The sequence below is a fragment of the Chryseobacterium sp. Marseille-Q3244 genome (assembly GCF_940807095.1).
Lineage (GTDB): Bacteria > Bacteroidota > Bacteroidia > Flavobacteriales > Weeksellaceae > Chryseobacterium.
In genome coordinates this window covers 252,017-269,703 of the sequence record NZ_CALNWX010000005.1, presented here as the reverse complement: position 1 = coordinate 269,703, position 17,687 = coordinate 252,017, and the positions used below count along the sequence as shown (strand labels likewise).

The window sequence follows — 17,687 nt, the reverse complement described above, 5'->3', positions numbered from 1 at the left end:
GAAAAAGTCCTTCTTTGGTAGCCCGTAGGGGAATCGAACCCCTCTTACCAGAATGAAAATCTGAGGTCCTAACCGATAGACGAACGGGCCCTCTATCTTCTACTACCGAAATAGTGTGTTAGTTTTTTGTTTTTATAAGTATCAACTCTTAATTTGTAGCCCGTAGGGGAATCGAACCCCTCTTACCAGAATGAAAATCTGAGGTCCTAACCGATAGACGAACGGGCCGGTTAGATTGTTTAAGTAATAGCTTTCTACTTTGTTTTAAAAACCACTGTAAAAACTCAGTGGTTTTTAAAAATTAAGTAGCCCGTAGGGGAATCGAACCCCTCTTACCAGAATGAAAATCTGAGGTCCTAACCGATAGACGAACGGGCCGCTATACTTTTACGCTAATTTATTAACGTGCTTTGTTAATTTGCTTTTTAAGTTAGCTGCTTTGTTTTTGTGGATAATATTTTTCTTAGCTAATTTATCCAATAAAGCGATAACTTTTGGCAGTTGCTCTGTTGCAGTAGCTTTGTTTTCCTCATTTCTTAAGGCTTTCAATGCTGTTCTAGCAGTCTTGTGATAATATCTATTACGAAGTCTTCTAGTTTCGTTCTGTCTGATTCTCTTTAATGCTGATTTATGATTTGCCATATCGTTCAAATGTGAGTGCAAAACTATAAACTTTTTTTTAAACTACCAAATTAAATTTGAAAAATTTTAATTTTCTTCTGAAAGGTACTTTCTAAGCTTATCTATTGCCTGTTCTATTTTTAAATTTTCTTGTTCTTTTTCTATTTTTTTGATCGTATTCCCTAGCATGATCAGTGCGTTATTCCATTCTCCAGTGGTATTGGTGAAAGTGAGTGCATCTATTGTTACTTCAAAAGCAACCCTTTCTCCAGTCCTGTAAAGTCTGAAACTGATTTTATCATCTCTGCCTGTAATCCCGTCTTCATTGATTTGTAAATCGTAACTTTTTGGGTTAGAGTGGATTTTCTTAAAAAGCAACTTTGCTTCTTGTATTTTTAAATCCGGCATGATATAAAATTTGATAGTCTGTAGAAAACTACAGACAGGGGGTTATCAATAATAATTTTCATCAGTGTCACCATATTTGTCTGACAATTATGGTTAAATTTATTAAAAAATTTTTGCAAATATAAGGCTTTTGTGAGATATAATGTAAATATCATTCTTTTTTAAAAGAAAATCACTGATATTTTTATCTGGATAATAATAAAGTTCAGTGTACCAGCATCCTATAAAACCATTTTTTATTTCTGTTGTAAAATGAATGGATAAATTCCAACAGGAATTGAAAAAAATATATTGTATTTATAGTGAACTTACCAACAGAAGAATATTTTCTTTAATCTGCGAAGTAGAATTAAAAATAAAATCAATCGGTTCGTTTTTACTGAGAAATTTGGAAATGTTAAACGCTGAGAATGGAATTAATATCTAACCGGTTAAAATAAAAAAGGAGAAATGATACGTATCATTTCTCCTTTTTTGTAGCCTATAGGGGAATCGAACCCCTGTTGCAAGAATGAAAATCTTGAGTCCTGACCACTAGACGAATAGGCCAAATTTTGAGGTTGCAAAAGTAGAAAAACCTTTTTTAACTTCAAAATTATTTTTTAGTTATTTATAAACTTTTTGAATCACGGTATTTTTAATTCCTTTGGCCTCAACCTCTTTCTGTAATTTTACAGCATCCTCCAAAGTATAAACCTTTCCATAAGTATAATAGAAAACACCACTGTCTTTCTCTCTTTCCACATCTTTAAGGTTCTGAAGGATATATGAATTTCCGTTCAGTTTCTCACCTGTGTACACTTCCAGCGTGTAATATCCCATACTTATTCTCTGATTAGGCATGAATCCTACCGCAAAAGCATTTCTGAATCCGGCATCTTTAGCTGTTTTAAGATTAATGTCCTTCACTGAAGCCATATTGGTTACCGCATAATAGTATTTGTATTGTCCGTTTTCTTTGAGCGTAAGAATATAGTTCAGTCCTTTCAATGCAGGGTCATTCTCGTTGTATTTAGTAGGAGAACTCATCAATAATATTCTGAAATCATTTTTCAACGGAACTTCTGCCGGTTTTTCAGGTTCTTGCTTTTTCGTAGTAAAAGATCCGCCGGTTTTCCTGTCAATCGCTTTTTTATAATCAATGATGGCGTTATAGATACTTTCTGCAATTTCCTCCTGACCCTTTTCTGAAGCAATATAATGGCTTTCTTCAGGATGGTTGATGAAACCTGTTTCAATCAGAACAGAAGGCATGGCATTCATACGGAGAACGTGAAGGTTCTTCTGAAAAACTCCTCTTGAAGATCTTTTATCTTTATTCACAAAGTTATCTTCTACCAATCCGCCTAAAAGGAGACTGGACTCAAGATATTTACTTTGTTGTAGTTTTAATGCAATTAAAGATTCCGGAGAATCAGGATTATAAGATCCGAAGGTCTGCTTATCTTTTTCATCCAGAAAGATTACATCATTCTCTCTTTTAGCAACCTCAAGGTTTTCATTGTTCTGGTTAGGTCCCTGTACATAAGTCTCTGTACCATAAGCGGTAGGTCTTGCAGAAGAATTACAGTGGATGGACACAAATAAATCTGCCTTGCTTCTGTTAGCAAGATTGGTTCTGTCAGATAGAGAAGGGTATTCATCAATCTTTCTGGTATAGATTACTTTGAAATCCCTGTTTTTTTCAAGCATGGCCCCCACTTTTAAGGTGATAGCAAGAGTAATGTCTTTTTCTGCAATTCTTCCAATGTCTGAATAGGTCCTATTGGCTCCATGATCACTTCCTCCGTGTCCCGCATCTAGAACTAGTGTAAACTTCTTTTGAGAGAAAACAAAGTTGCTGATTAAGAGAAGGAGAAATGATAAAATTATTTTAAAATTTTGTTTGTGCATCTTACAGTTATAAAAATTATATTAATTTTGGGCCTTAATTATATAGAATAAAATTGGCCAAAACCGTCCTCAAAAATATATTACAAATTTTAATTATCCTAATTTTTAACAATTTTTTAGCACAGAAAACCCCTGAAAAATTGCCTAAAAATGTGGTTAATGATACTATTTCCAAAAAGGATACCATTGTTGCGAAAAAAGAAGCTTTAGATGATGTACTTCACACAAAAGCAGATGATCAGCGAAGAGATATTCCTAAAAAAATGACATTCCTTAATAAGAATGCCCAGGTAAAATATCAGGATATGCAGATTGATGCAGATTATATTTCCATTGATGATAATAAAAACCTGATTTATGCCAGAGGAAAACTGGATTCTTTAGGAAAGATCATAGAGCCCGTAGTTACTACACAAGCCGGAAAGAAATACGAAACCAACGAGTTTAGCTATAATACAAAGACTAAACAGGCTATCGCTTTCAATGCTAGAACAGAGGAAAGTGAAGGCGTAATTATAGCTCAGAAAACAAAAAAATATAACGATTCGGTATTTGCCATGAGAAGAGCAGATTATACTACCGATGAATATTTTGTAAAGAAAAAAGATACGGCGGCAGATTATTTCATGAGAGCTTCGAATATCAAGCTGATAAAATCAAAAAATAAATCTCAGATTGTTACGGGACCTATTCAAATGTATATAGAACAGGTTCCTACACCACTGATTATGCCTTTTGCCATTTTACCATTTTCGGATAAAAGAGCAGCCGGTATTTTGATCCCAAGTTTTGGAGAAAGGGAAGATGTAGGATTTTTCCTGAACGGAATTGGATATTATCAGCCGATTGGTGAACATTTTGATCTTAAAGTGCTTGCTGATATCTATACCAAAGGAAGCTGGAACTTGCGTCCACAAATGAATTATCAGAAAAAATACCGCTATTCGGGGTCTTTCAATGCAGACATAGGAACTGTCATAAGAGGGATCAAAGGGTTGGATGATTATACTAAAAACAGTACGTACAGGATCAGCTGGTCGCATTCTCAGGATTCCAAGGCTAATCCTTTCCTTACCTTCAGTGCGCAAGTGGATATGGTAAGTACAAAGTTCTATAATAATCCGCTAAACAACAATTATATATTCAATCAAAATGTATTGAATACCAGCCAGAATTCAACGGTAACTCTTACCAAAAGATTTCTGAAGCTTCCGGTAACCATTACAGGAACGGCATCTTATTCACAGAATTTTGCTACAGGATTTTCAGATCTTCGTCTTCCGCAGATGAACGTAGCGGTCAATCAATTTTATCTGTTTAAATCAAAATCCGGAGTAAGACAGGGGCTTATTGAAAATATTACGGTAAATACAGGTTTTAACCTGACAAATTTTGTCAACACTCAGGAAAATGAGTTGTTCAAAAAAGAGATGTGGGATAAAATGCAGACAGGGCTTAAGAATAATATTGCATTAGCCACCAATACTACTCTGGCTAAATATTTTACATTCAGTTTAAGTGCTAATATTGATAATGCTTTAACCACAAAAACTTTAAACAGATATTATGATCCTATAAAGAATGTGACCGTAGATGAAATCAATAAAAATTTTGCGGGATATTCTTCATTCTCTACTACTGCCAGTCTTCAGACAACATTGTATGGGATGATGAAGTTTAAAAAAGGATCTATTGTAGAAGCAGTGAGACACATGGTAATTCCGAGTATTGGCTTTACTTACTCTCCGGATTTTTCAAGTCCAGGTTTTGGATATTACAAGAACTATTACAATGCAACCGGAGCACTTACGCCTTATTCCATCTTTGAAAAAGGAATTATTGGAAGCCCGTCAAATAGTCTGGTGGGTGCATTAGGTTTCAGTATAGGAAACAATATTGAAATGAAGGTGAAATCTAAAAGTGATTCTACCGGGGTAAAGAAAGTGAAGATTTTTGAATCTTTAAACCTTACAGGAAGCTATAATTTTGCCGCAAAAGATCACCCTTGGTCTATTTTCAGTATCAATGGGCAGTCTTCTTTCTTTAATAATAAACTTACCGTTGATACCAGTCTTTCTCTTGATCCTTATAAAATTGAATTCATTCCGGGACAGGATCAGGGGATCAGAACAGAAAAGTTTGGAGCTTTCGGGGTACAAGGATTCAATGTTCAGGTATCTTATCCTTTAAGCAGTGAAATCTTTGGAGAAAAAACAGATTATGCGAAAAAATATGCTTCAAAAGGTGAAGTCCGAAATGAAAACTATTATTTTGATGATGACAATTACTCGCGTTTTGATCAAAGCTGGACATTGAACGTTAATGCCAACTATGCCTATTCAAGAGGAACCAGCAGAATTGGTAGTAAAATTGCTTCTGTAGGTCTTGATGGAAGTATTAAGCTTACTCCTTATTGGAATGTTACCGGAAGTACACACTATGACTTGGTGACTAAAGAATTGGCCTATACAAGAATTGGTTTTTCAAGAGATCAGCGAAGTTTTACCATTAATTTTAACTGGGTGCCATTCGGACAGTATAAAGTGTATGACTTTTTTATCGGGATCAAAGCCAATATCTTAAGCGATGCATTGAAGTATAAAGACAGAAGTTTTACACAGCCAAATTCACCTTTCTAACATCAGATTGGCATTTGCCAATATAAATTTTATATTTGCAACCAAATAAATCTAACGAAATGATCATGAAATTGCTTAACTTATCGTTGGCAATGAAAGATGATTTTATAAAAAAATAAATATCCGTATATGAAACAAATAATCAACACAGTTAATGCGCCTGCAGCTATCGGCCCATATTCGCAAGCAAATATGGCAAACGGAGTATTATACATCTCCGGTCAGATCCCTGTAGATCCTGCAACTGGTAAATTGGTAGAAGGAATTGAAAAGGAAACTCATCAGGTTATGAAAAATCTTGAGGCGATCCTTACTGAAGCTGGGATGACTTTTAAAAATGTTGTAAAAGCAACAATCTTCCTTAAGAGCATGGATGATTTTGCAGTAATGAATGATATTTATGCTTCTTACTTAGATGCAGAAAGCTATCCGGCACGTGAAACAGTACAGGTTTCTTGTTTGCCTAAAAATGTGGATATTGAAATTTCTATGATCGCACATCAGGATTAATGAACTTTATAAGAAATACATTTGCGGTATTGATCGGTCTTGGCATAGCAGGGCTTATTATTACTCTTGGTATAAGGGTTTTCCCGCAATGGGTTACTTTCGAAGCTTTTGCTCCATTTGAGCATTGGCAGAGATTTCTTTTCAGTATGAAAGACGATAAAGCCTTTTTTGGCTTTCTTTTGTTTATTTCCGGACTAGGAACTACCATTGGTGGAGTAGCAACGGCAATCATCGTTAAATACGCTAAAGTAGCTTATGCTATTCTAATCGGTTTTATCATGCTTTTCATAGCGATGCTGGATGTAATTATATTTCCTTATCATCCTACCTTTTATAAGATCTCCATCTTTCTTACCTTTTTCCCGTTTTCATGGATTGGGGGTAAGATTGTAGAAGTGATTTACGAGAGGAACAAGAAGAAAAGAATCGCTGAGAAAATGAATAAATCCAAATAAATAAAAAACGCTGCAAAATCTTTGCAGCGTTTTTCTTTTGATATGAAAATAACTATTGTTCAGTTATTGATTAAGGCATTTTAAATCCTTTCGTGTACATTCTTCCATAGTCATCTACAAATTTCACCTGTACATTCCCCTGGTATTTATTCAGTATGCTTTCGATGTCTTTTTGTGAATTTACCGGCTTACCATTGATCTCGATGATAATGTAATTATCTACGATTCCGATCTTAGCCATTTCGCCACCTTCAGATACATTTTTAGTAACTACACCGCTATTCAGCCCATATTCAGTTTTGAATCTTTCAGTAAGAGGATCAAACTCAGCACCGATTTTTTCAGTTACACTAAGATCTGCTTTCGTTCTGGTAGAAGTACCTCCTTTCTGGTCTCTTAAAGTTACGTTTGTTGTCGCTTCTTTACCATTTCTAGAATAGGTTACCTGAACTTTATCACCAGGACGCTTACTTCCGATTGACATGGATAGGTCAGCAAAGTCGGAGATGTCATAGCTGTCTATTTTGGTAATGATATCACCTTTTTTCAGACCTGCATCTTCTGCACCGCTATTATCACCAAACCCTGTTACATATACTCCAGAACCAGACTTAATGTTTGTTTTGAATTGTTTATTATAAGCTGCAACTTGTTGGTCATTTGAAAGATCTAATGATGAAACTCCTAAGAACCCTCTTTGTACGATACCGAATTTCTTGATATCCTCAACAATTTTTCTTGCTAAGTTAGCTGGAACAGCAAATCCGTATCCCTGATAATATCCTGTTGTAGACTGAATCGCAGAGTTAATTCCAATAAGTTCACCATTGGTATTTACCAAAGCACCTCCAGAATTTCCCGGGTTGATGGCAGCATCCGTCTGAATAAAACTTTCAATTGGGTTACTTGCTTTCCCCTGGCTTCCTAAAATACCGATTCCTCTTCCTTTAGCAGAAACAATACCTGCTGTTACAGTGGAATTTAACCCCAGTGGATTTCCTACTGCAAGTACCCATTGCCCAACGTCAATATTGTCTGAGTTAGCAAAGTTTAGGTAAGGAAGGCCTTTTTCTTCAATCTTTAATAAAGAGATGTCCGTGTTAGGGTCAGTTCCCACTAAAGTAGCTATATATGATTTTTTGTTGCTCAGTACAACTTCCAGTTTATTAGCACCTGCTACAACGTGGTTGTTTGAGATGATATAACCGTCAGGAGAAATAATTACTCCGGAACCCATCCCTGAAGGCATGTTGTCCGGAACCTGCTGTTGCTTTTGCCTTTGTTGGCCTCTTCCTCCGAATGGATCACCAAAGAAATAATCGAACAGATCCTGTTCAGTAGCTCTGCTTGCTGTTCTGCTTTGATAATTTTTAATAGTAACTACAGCCGGAACAGTTGTTTTCGCTGCTTTTACAAAGTCATCGCCTACAGCTCCCGTATTCATTCCTGCGAATGATGTGTTAGGTGCGGATGTAGTGAAAAATGATTGATCTCCGTTAGTGGAACCGTGTCCGAAATATTGTATAGCTCCAACGGTAGTAGCTCCGGAAATAACTCCAACTACTGCAAATGGTAATAGTTTTTTTAAAGTACTCTTCATTGTATATCTTTCTTGTTTATTAATTAATTTCCTTTTTTTGTTTTTGAGTAAACAAATTTAATGTTAAATAAGTAAGCAATTAGTATGCTATGTTTCAATTTTAACTAAAATTTAACGGCTATTATATCATTTTATGCATTATGTCATAATTGTTAAGGCCAGAGTTAACAAAAATTAAAAAAATATTAAACAAAATGTGACAGAATGTTGCATAAAATACCAATGTAAAAAGTTACTTTCATTACTCATTATCATTATTCATGATAGGTAGCTGTCAATTATCATTGAGTCTAGGAAAAGTAGTTAATTTGAAAATGCCTATCTTTGCAAAAATATTTTTCTCACTTAAAACGTTTATAGCATGCAACTGTATAACACCTTAAGCGCAGAAGAAAGAGCTAGACTTATTGATGAAGCTGGTAAGGAACGTCTTACTTTATCTTTCTATGCGTACGCTAAAATTGAAGATCCCAAAAAATTTCGTGACGACTTATTCATAGCCTGGAATGCCCTTGATGCGCTTGGCCGTATTTATGTTGCCCATGAAGGAATTAATGCTCAGATGAGTATTCCTGCAGAACAATTTGAGGCTTTCCGCAATGCATTAGAAGTGTACGACTTTATGAAAGGAATCCGTTTGAATGTAGCGGTAGAACAAGACAATCATTCCTTTTTAAAACTGACCATTAAAGTAAGACATAAAATTGTTGCTGATGGTCTGAATGATGAAACTTTTGATGTAACCAATAAAGGAGTTCATTTAAAGGCCCAGGAATTTAATAATATGCTTGATGATCCAAACACCATTGTAGTGGATTTTAGAAATCACTATGAAAGTGAAGTAGGACATTTTGAAGGAGCTATTACTCCTGATGTGGAAAACTTCAGAGAAAGTTTGCCGATCATCAATGAACAACTACAGGATTTTAAAGAAGATAAAAATCTGTTGATGTATTGTACCGGTGGTATCCGTTGTGAAAAAGCGAGTGCCTACTTCAAACATCAGGGGTTTAAAAATGTGTTCCAGCTGGAAGGAGGAATCATTGAATATACGCGACAGATCAAAGAAGAGGGAATAGAAAGTAAATTCATTGGTAAAAATTTTGTATTCGACCACCGTTTAGGTGAAAGAATTACCGATGACATTATTTCTCAGTGTCACCAATGTGGAAAACCTTGTGACAATCATACCAATTGTGCCAATGATGCCTGTCACCTGTTATTTATCCAGTGTGATGAATGTAAAGCCGCAATGGAAAACTGCTGTTCAACAGAATGTCTGGATACCATCCATTTGCCTTGGGAAGAACAATTGAAGCTAAGAAAAGGATTGCAGGTTGGAAATAAAGTATTCAGAAAAGGAAAATCTGATGCCCTGAAGTTTAAAAATTCAGGAGATCTGCCTAAAGCACCTTTAGCGAAGGCGGAAACCAAGAATATCCGCCAGAAAATATCTGTTAAAAAAGTTTTGGTTGGAAAAGCAGAACATTATTTCTCAAAATCAAAAATCGGGCAGTTTTTAATTGAAAACAAAGAACTTTCAGTAGGAGATAGAGTGTTGGTTTCCGGACCTACAACAGGTGAACAGGAACTCACAATTACTCAGATTTATGCTAATGGAGGTCCTTGCGAAACAGCAAAACAGGGAGATCAGATCACTTTTGAAATTCCGTTTAGAGTTCGTTTATCAGACAAACTGTATAAAATTCTTGAACCTTCTGAAAACGCATAAAGTATAAAGAAGCTGTTCAGTAAAAATAATGTAACTGGTATGTTGAAAGCTGAGCTTAGAAAACAATATATGCAAAAAAGAAAAGCCTTGTCTCGTGATGAGGCTTTCTTGTTATCTGAAAAGATTTTTCAGAATTTCATTACTTACTTTAAACCTCAGTCTGAGGAAAAGGTCCATATTTTTGTTCCGATTGAGAAGTTTAATGAGATTGATACTCAAATCTTCATTGATTATTTTTTAGCGCAAAATATCCGTGTTTATGTACCTAAAATTGTAGACGATCAACTGATTGCTATTGAAATTTTCAAGGATACTGTATTTGAAACAAACCATTGGGGAATTTCAGAACCAATTTCCAATGAGGATTCCGGAGAGAAAGATTTTCACTATGTGATTACTCCGCTTTTATATTGCGACCGGAAAGGGAATAGGATAGGATATGGGAAAGGTTTCTATGACAGACTTTTCCAAAATATCTCTGCTGAGACCAAAAAAATCGGAGTCAATTACTTTGACCCCGATGAATGTATCGATGATGTCTGGGAAAATGATATTCCTCTTGACTATTTGGTTACGGCTACAGAGGTACTGTCTTTTTTAAGCGGTTTGGAATAAAAATCTAAAAAGTAAAATTTAAACTCTTTTTTCAGCTTGGAAGTTGATAACAAGATATACTGTGCATTCTTTTCAAAACTTCCTAAAGATTTATTCTTGTCATCAAAATATTCCACATTGAATTTGGCGTAATCCAGTGTGTCTTTTTTATAAAATTCTTTATAAACATTAAGTGAGTTTACTTTTGCTGCTTTTACTTTCATGCTATCCAGCTCCTTAAACATTCTTTTGAAAGTCAGAGAATCGGGTTTGTGGAAATAGCTTTCCATTTGGGAATAAATAAAACTGTCAACTTCAGTATTTCTATTGCCACTGACATACAGAGTAGATAGATCAAGAAGCTCCTGAACCTTCTGCTTTGTTATAGAATTGATAGCCTGCATGCTATCCATTTGTACAGCCGGATAGCTTTTTGTGTTGTTACTGTTTCGTAGTTTATCCAGGTCACTGGCTTCTGTTTTTTTATTACAGGCAACAAATAAAGTCAGAAGTATAATGAGGAGTAAAAAATTATTAATTCTTTTCATCTGTAGTCGCAATTTTGAATTTAATGGATACGATCTTACCGTTGTCTTTTTTCATTTCTATTACATTCAGGTTTTTTAGAGATGTAGTAGGGGTTGTAACGAGGGTGATATACTTTTGTTTGTCTAATCTTTCGATACCATAGGTGTTATTATCATATACCTGATAGATCACAGCATTATTACTGATAAGGTTTTCCAGCTGGTTTCTTTTCTGTTTAATAAGGGCTACCTGTTCTTCAGAATTTCCTGTAATATCTTTTCTTGAGAAATAATAAGCTGCCATTTTGTAATCATCCGGTTTAAGCTCAATTTTTTCTTCTTCGGGAGCATTTTCAAGATTTCTGTTTACATCAAGTGGCTCATAAAAAGCGGCGCTGATCTTCATTTTCAGAATTTTATCTTTGGTTGAATAAGAAAAACATTCTCCAGGTTTTATTTTATACATCAAAGGAGATTCATTTTCCTTGATAACCATTATATCTAAGGTGTTGATAACAGAAACTCCTCTGTCTTTATCAATAAAACAATACGTATATGTTTTTGAAAAAAGAACATCTTTGAATCCCAATAAACCGGTTATTGCAATTAAAACGGAAGTAATAAGAGCCCAGGCATTCTTTTTTAAGAAATTTTTCTTGACAGGAGCTGTTAAAATTTCAACTTCGTTTTGATGAGAGTGTTTTTTGTTAACTTGTTGGCTTTCAGTATTTGTTTTTTGTAAATCAGTGTTTTCTTGAGGCTGTAACTCAGTTTTTTTAGGTTGAATTTCAGTTTTTGGAAGGTCTGGGGCTGTAGAAACTGTTTCTTCCAGTTCATTGATCTCATCTTCCTCAAGATTTTCGTTTTCCTGAAGCAGTTCCCCGGCAAAAAGATGCTGTTTTTTGAATTCATACCATGAGTCGTAACCTGCATAAATACTCAATAAATTAAGCATGTCTATCCTTGGTAATTTAGTGACTGGTGAATTTTTGAAATAGGTATAAAATGACTTTTCACTGATGTTACCTTTGGCTTTTTTGCGCAGGTCTTCCTGAAAATATATGATATCTATACCCTTCCACTTGGATATGTCATCCTGTGAAGGGGTGTATTCTTTTAAATATTGACCTTGGACATCCTTTTTTAGCTGTTCAAAGTGTAATAGATCTAAATCTGTCAATTTTTTTAAAAATGATTAAATTGTTGATTATCAGTTGTCTTTTTTTGTAAAACTATTTTACAAAGGTATTACAATTATTTTTCATAAACAAACTTTCTAACTGCTATACCTTTGTCTTGTTCAAATAACAGAACAGAAGAAAATTTTATAAAACAATATTAACAAAATTAAATTTAATTTATTATGAAAAAGTCATTATTCGTAGCTGCTATCGCTGCAATCTCTCTAGTTGCTTGTAAAAAAACTGACGCTACAGCTACTGAAGGTACTACTGATTCTGCTGCTGCTACTGTTGCTGATTCTGCTGCTACTGTAACTGATTCTGCTGCTAAAGTTGTTGATTCTGCTGCAACTACTGCTGTAGAAGCTACTAAAGATGCTGCTGCTGCTACTACTGCTGCTGGAGCTGAAGTTGCTAAAGATGCTGCTAAAGGTGCTGCTGACGCTGCTAAAGGTGCTGCTGATGCTGCTAAAGGAGCTGCTGATGCTGCTAAAGATGCTGCTAAGAAATAATTTTAGCTTAAGCTTAAAAATAAAAGAACCGTTTCCCAGTGAAACGGTTTTTTTATGCTTATATAGGGTCTCTTCCCTTAGCCTGTCATTCTGAATTGGAGATGAAGCAATCTCATTATAGGATAATATAACAATATTGATCTGCCTGACAATCGCCAAACTGTACCCCAATAGTATTTTATCCTTTCTTTTGTTTTAAAGATTCATAGCAGGTGATGGCTACTGCATTACTCAGATTCAAAGAATCAATACTGCCAGCCATAGGAATCAATGTATTCTTTCCTTTTCCGATCCAGAAATCACTTAACCCCGAGTGTTCAGTCCCGAATAATACAGCAGAACGCTGTGTGAAATCTCTTTTATAAAGATCTTCAGCCGTTTCGTCCATCAATGTTGTGTAAATATTGAAACTGTTTTTCTGAAGAAATTCAAGTGTTTCTTCGTTTTCAGCCTGGTAAACTTCCATTCCGAAAAGACAGCCCACACTAGATCTGATCACATTTGGATTATAAAAATCGGTTTTTCCATCAGCAACAATAAGGGCATCAATACCAAAAGCTTCACAACTTCTCAGGATAGCTCCTAAATTCCCAGGCTTTTCTACCCCTTCAACGATGATAATAGTAGAATTATCCTTCGGAACATAAGAGGAAAGTGGGGTTTCTTTGGATCTGTATATCCCAATGATTCCTTCTGAGCTTCCTCTATACGCTATTTTTTCATATACTTTATCGCTTACAAAATGAATTTTCCCCTCAGGAAGCTTTCCTTTGAAGATATTTTCACTTATAAAGAATTCTACAGGCTCAAAATTATATTGTATAGCTCTTTCATTTTCCTGTTGTCCTTCTACTACAAAAACATTTGATTTTTTTCGAAATCTGTTATCACTAAGAAGTTTAGTGATGTTTTTTATTTTATCGTTTTGAAAACTTTCTATCAACATTCCGCAAAATTATGCAAAATTTATGATTGAACTTCTTTCGATTTTAGAAAAAGGCTTTTCCATGTCACCTGAAATGGTTGGCGGCTTCTTCTTTTGTGAACAATTGTAAGTGCTACAACCAGTACAATAGAAATAATTTTATAAAAGTTGCCATATACATTTCCGGAAACATTTTCTGATACATTAAAGAGTTCCCAATACAGATTCATGAAAAAATGAAGGAATATGGCCACCCAAAGATTGAATGTATGTTCAAAATAAACCCATGAAAAGAAAACAGAACCAAGAAATGTAATGGCAAAAATTTCCATCAGTTCTACCGTTTCCTGGCTTTGATATAAGTGTACCTGGGCAAACAATAATGATCCCAGGAGTATGGAAGATAAAAATCCCAGTTTTGTAAATCTGAATAAAATTCCAATAAGAAATGCCCTGAAAATAATTTCTTCAAAGAAGGCTGAAGAGATCGTGTTAATGAATAGAGACTGGTAATGGATGGTGTGGGTCATATTGAAATGAACAATATATCCTATAAGCATGGGCAGTGTTCCCATAAAAGAGAAGATAAAACCCTTGCTAATAGATTGGTCCAAAGAAAATACGTAGGGAATATTTTTTTCAGGAAATAAGATCTTTGCCGTGATCATTAATGGAATTAATGTAATTGTATAGGCAATAACATGGGCTATAGCCTTATTATGAAACAGATCTTTCGAATAAGACTGAATCGATTTAAAACAAATAAGATCCAAAAAATAGTAGGCTGTGAATCCCAGAATAAAGATTAAAATAAAGCGGATGTTTTTACTCATATTGAATATTTTTGAGCAAAAATGAAGCTTTTCGGAAAGTGAATCAATGTAAAGTGATGAATGACAAGAAATAGTGACCAATGACAAACTTAGCCTTTCTATCGTTGCAATTGTGGGATAATCTGTGGAATGAAACTTCTGGAAACCGGAATTTCGAAATCTATTTCTGGGATGATAAGTTTATATCCCTGTGCATTTCCTCTAAGGCTTTCTACTTTATCTAAATTAACAATATACGAACGATGACACTTTTGGATTGTGTTTGTTTCACTTTGTTTTAAAAGTCCTGATAAACTTATTCTGAGCAACACTTTTTTTACCGAACTATTTTCAGAAAAATATAAAGTACAATAATTTTCCATAGACTGTGCACAAATAAGATCATGCTCAGAAAGTGTTAGCGTTATATTATTTGTTGAAATAGTAAGAAGTTTGCTAGGAATATGCTCTGTTTTATGGGATAGATGCTGTGAAATATTCTTGGCTGTGTTTTCATGGATCGTTTTTAAATAAATATACCTTGACAGAATATAAATAGCAGAAATGGGTATTCCTATTGCCATGGAATAGAGGAACATATAAACATAGTTTTCAAAACTTAGCGATACGTGGCTTATGAATAGTGAATTATAAAAATAAGAAAGGACAGAACCCAGCAAGAGAACTACAAAAATTTTTAATAACTCTGATACAATATTCCAATGATTGAACCTGAAGGTACAAAGGCTTGAAATGAAAAATACAGTTCCAAAAATGATAGTATAAGGAAAAAGAAGAAGGTATTTGTAAGGATGATGAAAGTTTTCTGTTCCAAATGGCTGAAAAATGATCAGAAAAAGATATACTGTGACCCCGGCTCCTATAGAAGATAGAAGAATTTCTGTGAAGGATTCAGACTTCGGATATGGATATGATTTTAATGAAGTTAGGGATTTCATCTTACAGTACTTGAGTATTTTATATCATCCTGGTAAAGTTATATAAAATTAGTATTTGATTATTATGAATCAACAGAAGATAATTTACTGTCAGTAGGCAAAAGCTGAGTTATGTATTCACTTGGAGTGATGCCCTCGAATTGTTTAAATACTCTGTTGAAGGTTGCCTGACTTGTAAAACCGGCGCCTGTATAAATGTACATCAGGGTAACCTTGGTTAAATCCGATTTTTCAATGAGGTTTTTTACGTAATTGATTCTTAATGAATTGAGATATTGATTGAAGTTCTTATAGCCCTTATAATCAATAGCTCTTGACAGGTAGTTTATATTTGTTTTTAATTCTGAGCATAATCCGGATAGTTTAATAGAAGGATTGGTAAAGTAATTATTGTATCGCATGTACTTATCCAATTCCAAAAATAAATTTTCCAGTTTGTGGTGATCTATTGTTATATCACTTTTATGCTTAGAGGATAATTCTATAATATAATGGGGTTCTTTTGAAAGCATTTTCGCTTTGTGTATATGTTTTTCCCTCATCTTGCTTTTAATCCTGTATCCAAAAGCCTTAAATTCTAAATGGCTTATTTTGATTTTGTAATATATAAATAAACAGATGAGAGAAAAGTTAGCCAACACCGTTGCTGCATTAGTTGGACGGAGATATTTTTTGTCGTATTCATAAAAATGATGGTCAAAGTATTTAGCATACAGCATAATGAGCAGCATCAATATAATTGTGTAAAACATGTAATAGATAACCATCTTCCTTTTTAAAAAAACATAGGCACACACTGGCATCGGGATTAACCAGATAAATCCTACAAGGGAATCATCAATAAAGTTTAAGATGATGACAGAAATATATAGAGAACTGAAATGAAGATAAGCATTAACAATTCTGGATATATTAAAATTTCTCCTGATAAGTATATATGAATAAATATAAAATACTAATGCACCTGCAAAGTAATAAAGAGGAAAAGTATTTTTTAACCAGAACAGATAGATATAAATAGAAACAATATGGAAGACAGCTAGAATGACTAAATAAGTTTCAATAAGCTGCTTTTTTAACGAATGTATTCTGTTATTGTAATATTGAGTAATTCTCATCGCAGCAGGCCTTCAGCTTTTATTCATGATTTAGAAGCGGCAAATATAGTCTCTAAATTTTTTTATACAAAGCAAACATTCAAATTAAATTTTTATTACAGACTGTTTTGATAATCTTCAGAAAAAACATAATTAATCATATTCATAAAATGATTGGGTTAAAAAATTAATATTCAGGAGTGTATATATGTTTCAATCATTTTTTCAATATGATTTTACTATCGCTTTTATGATTTTGTATAAGATTTAATTTTGCAAAAACATAATGATAGAGCAGGTTTTAGAATAATAACTCGTATAACTCGACTGATTTTAGGGAAGAGAATATTACAGGATTATCTGAACTCAATAAAAACTAAATGATGAAAAAAGAATTAAAAACTAATAGCCTTTTATTATACAAACAACCTTTAAAAAAGAATTTATGAAGAAATTTTTCTATGTTTTAATGATTAACCTGCTATGTGGGATTTCACTATCCAAAGCACAAACAGTAACTGTGAGTAATAGCGGAGCGGGGCAATCATCTGTTTATACTTTTGAGTATACAACATCTGTGGCTATTGGTAAAGGAACTCTAACGCCTAATGTTTTTTATCTTTTATTGCCTACAGAATTTCCAGCAATTTCTCCTGCTGTAACAGGTGCAAACAATTTAGATCCTTATGTTAGTTTTAAAGTAAATGGAGTAGCTTATCCATGTTCTACTTCATTTGGAGTAGGAGGAAGCTGGAATTCTGGTGTACAGCTATCTGTAGGAGGGTCAACAACCGGTGTTGCTATTCCGGCTGGTGCAAAGATTAAGATTGTAATATCAGGGATGATTAAAAATCCAACAAAGGCTGGAGCGTATACAATAGAATGGAGAACTGCAGCTGGAAGTGGACAGAGTACACAGGATTTCAGTAGCACGATTAATGTTTCAGGAGGTACATTAGCAACACAGGAAGTGAAAATCAAACAAACCGAACTTTCTGTATATCCGAACCCTGCTGTTGATGCTATTCAGGTTTCAGGAGTAGGTAAACTTCAAAAATACACTGTGTATAATGCAGTAGGAAGCCACATTGCTGAAGGAAATATTTCCGATAATGGAAAAATTAATATTCATCATTTTGTTTCAGGTGTCTATTTCCTAAAACTTGAAAACGGAAAATCCGTTCAGTTTATCAGGAAATAAAATAGATGAGACAGTCTGAAA

General features: G+C 34.2%; 18 protein-coding genes and 4 tRNA genes. 8 read left to right on the top strand and 14 right to left on the bottom strand.

What is annotated here, in order from left to right; all coding sequences use genetic code 11:
• Positions 1-15 precede the first annotated feature (15 nt).
• The 7 genes from NBX25_RS11460 to NBX25_RS11430 all read right to left on the bottom strand — a co-directional run bounded on the left by NBX25_RS11460 (position 16) and on the right by NBX25_RS11430 (position 2,922).
• Positions 16-90 (bottom strand) — tRNA-Glu (locus NBX25_RS11460).
• Positions 91-156: 66 nt separating this feature from the next.
• Positions 157-228, bottom strand: a tRNA-Glu gene (locus tag NBX25_RS11455).
• A gap of 78 nt (positions 229-306) precedes the next feature.
• Positions 307-378 (bottom strand) — tRNA-Glu (locus tag NBX25_RS11450).
• A gap of 9 nt (positions 379-387) precedes the next feature.
• Entirely contained in the window at positions 388-642 is a 255-nt protein-coding gene (gene rpsT, locus NBX25_RS11445) for a 30S ribosomal protein S20 (RefSeq protein WP_123909197.1), read from the bottom strand.
• Positions 643-708: 66 nt separating this feature from the next.
• Complete coding sequence (locus NBX25_RS11440) at positions 709-1,029, bottom strand: hypothetical protein (protein ID WP_123909196.1); 321 nt, start codon at positions 1,027-1,029, stop codon at positions 709-711.
• Between the two features lie 477 nt (positions 1,030-1,506).
• Positions 1,507-1,578: transfer RNA gene (locus tag NBX25_RS11435), tRNA-Glu, on the bottom strand.
• Between the two features lie 57 nt (positions 1,579-1,635).
• Positions 1,636-2,922, bottom strand: a complete 1,287-nt coding sequence (locus tag NBX25_RS11430) for an N-acetylmuramoyl-L-alanine amidase family protein (RefSeq protein ID WP_250253688.1) — start codon at positions 2,920-2,922, stop codon at positions 1,636-1,638.
• Between the two features lie 53 nt (positions 2,923-2,975).
• On the opposite strand from NBX25_RS11430, the gene NBX25_RS11425 reads away from it, so the two are divergent.
• The 3 genes from NBX25_RS11425 (at position 2,976) to NBX25_RS11415 (ending at position 6,526) form a co-directional block, all read left to right on the top strand.
• Positions 2,976-5,561, top strand: a complete 2,586-nt coding sequence (locus NBX25_RS11425; RefSeq protein WP_250253687.1) for a putative LPS assembly protein LptD — start codon at positions 2,976-2,978, stop codon at positions 5,559-5,561.
• 129 nt (positions 5,562-5,690) lie between these two features.
• A complete protein-coding gene (locus tag NBX25_RS11420) occupies positions 5,691-6,071 on the top strand; it encodes a RidA family protein (protein ID WP_045491236.1) in 381 nt (126 codons plus the stop codon).
• Positions 6,071-6,526, top strand: a complete 456-nt coding sequence (locus tag NBX25_RS11415) for a hypothetical protein (protein WP_123909193.1) — start codon at positions 6,071-6,073, stop codon at positions 6,524-6,526. Before NBX25_RS11420 ends, NBX25_RS11415 begins: the two co-directional genes overlap by 1 nt.
• Positions 6,527-6,596: 70 nt before the next feature.
• Here the strand turns inward: NBX25_RS11415 and NBX25_RS11410 are convergent, their stop codons facing one another.
• Entirely contained in the window at positions 6,597-8,126 is a 1,530-nt protein-coding gene (locus tag NBX25_RS11410) for a trypsin-like peptidase domain-containing protein (protein WP_250253686.1), read from the bottom strand.
• A gap of 361 nt (positions 8,127-8,487) precedes the next feature.
• Between NBX25_RS11410 and trhO the strand changes: the two genes are divergently transcribed.
• Entirely contained in the window at positions 8,488-9,858 is a 1,371-nt protein-coding gene (gene trhO, locus NBX25_RS11405) for an oxygen-dependent tRNA uridine(34) hydroxylase TrhO (protein WP_250253685.1), read from the top strand.
• A gap of 39 nt (positions 9,859-9,897) precedes the next feature.
• Positions 9,898-10,473 carry a 5-formyltetrahydrofolate cyclo-ligase gene (locus tag NBX25_RS11400; RefSeq protein ID WP_250253684.1) on the top strand — a complete coding sequence of 192 codons (576 nt, stop codon included), beginning with the start codon at positions 9,898-9,900 and terminating at the stop codon, positions 10,471-10,473.
• Here NBX25_RS11400 and NBX25_RS11395 read toward each other — a convergent pair.
• The gene (locus NBX25_RS11395) at positions 10,422-11,000 is read right to left on the bottom strand and encodes a hypothetical protein (RefSeq protein ID WP_123909189.1); all 579 of its coding nucleotides are present in this window, start codon (positions 10,998-11,000) and stop codon (positions 10,422-10,424) included. The genes NBX25_RS11400 and NBX25_RS11395 overlap by 52 nt on opposite strands.
• The gene (locus NBX25_RS11390; protein WP_250253683.1) at positions 10,987-12,159 is read right to left on the bottom strand and encodes a hypothetical protein; all 1,173 of its coding nucleotides are present in this window, start codon (positions 12,157-12,159) and stop codon (positions 10,987-10,989) included. Before NBX25_RS11390 ends, NBX25_RS11395 begins: the two co-directional genes overlap by 14 nt.
• Positions 12,160-12,342: 183 nt before the next feature.
• Here NBX25_RS11390 and NBX25_RS11385 point away from each other — a divergent pair, with 183 nt between their 5' ends.
• Positions 12,343-12,672 (top strand): hypothetical protein, encoded by a 330-nt coding sequence (locus NBX25_RS11385; RefSeq protein WP_065395887.1) that lies wholly within the window; start codon positions 12,343-12,345, stop codon positions 12,670-12,672.
• Positions 12,673-12,850: 178 nt separating this feature from the next.
• On the opposite strand, the gene NBX25_RS11380 is transcribed toward NBX25_RS11385, so the two are convergent.
• The 3 genes from NBX25_RS11380 to NBX25_RS11370 all read right to left on the bottom strand — a co-directional run bounded on the left by NBX25_RS11380 (position 12,851) and on the right by NBX25_RS11370 (position 15,008).
• Positions 12,851-13,618, bottom strand: a complete 768-nt coding sequence (locus NBX25_RS11380; RefSeq protein WP_250253682.1) for a TrmH family RNA methyltransferase — start codon at positions 13,616-13,618, stop codon at positions 12,851-12,853.
• Positions 13,619-13,638: 20 nt separating this feature from the next.
• Positions 13,639-14,430: a CPBP family intramembrane glutamic endopeptidase gene (locus NBX25_RS11375; protein WP_250253681.1), complete on the bottom strand. Its 792-nt coding sequence runs from the start codon at positions 14,428-14,430 to the stop codon at positions 13,639-13,641.
• A gap of 98 nt (positions 14,431-14,528) precedes the next feature.
• Positions 14,529-15,008, bottom strand: coding sequence for a LytTR family DNA-binding domain-containing protein (locus tag NBX25_RS11370; RefSeq protein ID WP_250253680.1), 480 nt, complete (start codon positions 15,006-15,008; stop codon positions 14,529-14,531).
• 247 nt (positions 15,009-15,255) lie between these two features.
• On the opposite strand from NBX25_RS11370, the gene NBX25_RS11365 reads away from it, so the two are divergent.
• Entirely contained in the window at positions 15,256-15,414 is a 159-nt protein-coding gene (locus NBX25_RS11365) for a hypothetical protein (protein ID WP_250253679.1), read from the top strand.
• 16 nt (positions 15,415-15,430) lie between these two features.
• On the opposite strand, the gene NBX25_RS11360 is transcribed toward NBX25_RS11365, so the two are convergent.
• The gene (locus NBX25_RS11360; RefSeq protein WP_250253678.1) at positions 15,431-16,486 is read right to left on the bottom strand and encodes a helix-turn-helix transcriptional regulator; all 1,056 of its coding nucleotides are present in this window, start codon (positions 16,484-16,486) and stop codon (positions 15,431-15,433) included.
• Between the two features lie 424 nt (positions 16,487-16,910).
• Between NBX25_RS11360 and NBX25_RS11355 the strand changes: the two genes are divergently transcribed.
• Positions 16,911-17,666, top strand: a complete 756-nt coding sequence (locus NBX25_RS11355) for a T9SS type A sorting domain-containing protein (protein WP_250253677.1) — start codon at positions 16,911-16,913, stop codon at positions 17,664-17,666.
• The last annotated feature ends 21 nt before the right edge of the window (positions 17,667-17,687 follow it).